The sequence below is a fragment of the Microvirga sp. P4_G7 genome, assembly GCF_056401005.1.
The window spans coordinates 1-1,013 of sequence record NZ_JBFUKD010000992.1 but is presented as its reverse complement, the minus strand read 5'-3'; the positions used below and the strand labels follow the sequence as shown (position 1 = coordinate 1,013).

Annotated in this window: 2 protein-coding genes; both read left to right on the top strand. The window is 56.3% G+C overall.

What is annotated here, in order from left to right:
• The coding region (locus AC1DT3_RS22470) for an alkaline phosphatase family protein (protein WP_477467385.1) at positions 1-451 on the top strand (451 nt) is incomplete at its 5' end.
• Between the two features lie 120 nt (positions 452-571).
• A partial coding sequence (locus AC1DT3_RS22465) for a family 16 glycosylhydrolase (protein WP_477467384.1) occupies positions 572-1,013 on the top strand: 442 nt, incomplete at its 3' end.

Sequence of the window (1,013 nt, the reverse complement as noted above, 5' to 3'; positions counted from 1 at the left end):
ATCCAACGACTATCACCATCGTGGGAACGTGCTGGTATCCGAAGGTTTTCTCGCGCAAGTCTATAACGCTATGAAGGACAGTCCCCAATGGGGCCGCATGGTGTTTGTGCTCAACTTCGACGAACACGGTGGATTCTTCGACCATGTGGTTCCGCCACCCTGCGAAGACGACACGGAACAGACCGGCACGGGGCCATTCCCTGATCTCAAGCGACTTGGTTTTCGCGTCCCCGCGATCGCGATGGGGCCTTTCGCACCCCGCAAGATCGAAAAGGCGGGACCTTATGAGCATTGCTCGATTTTGCGAATGATCGAATGGCGTTGGGGGCTTGAGCCGATGACGGCGCGCGATCGCACTGCGCGCAACCTTGCCGAGGCGCTTGACTTCAATGGACGCCGCGAAGCCATCACACTTCCCGCGTTCACCCCACCGCCTAACTCAGGCTGTTGAAGCATCCATTTCCGTTCTGAAACTTGTCCATTTATCGGATGAGTCCTTTTACCGGCATACGTTGGCGTGCCTTGTCTGAAGCACCACACCGCCGTCGATTTGGCGGCACGGAGATCGACGATGACTAATGGGATCGGCGCAACGAAGACCCTCTTCGTTGATAATTTTTCGACGAATGGAAGGATCGATGCGTCCAAGTGGACTTACAACGAGTGGTCGAAAGGTGGATCGTTTTACGGCAACACGCAGCAGCGACAGGAACTTCCGTCGGCGTCGGGTGGCGTTCTGCACCTTCGCCTCGACACCTTCAACCCAACCGGGGATCCGAAAAACCCGACGTTCCTAGGATCGGAAGCGATCACCAAGCAGCTGTTCGATGTCGCTAACGGCGGTATCGCCTTCGAGGCGAAGGCACGATACGTGCAGGACCAACGGGGTATCATAGGCGGATTCTTCACATTCGCCGGTCCGGCCGCAAACCACGACGAAATCGACTTCGAAGCGTTGTCCAACGACACGACGAAGATCCAGACCAATATCTATCACAATGAGGGTCTGGGTG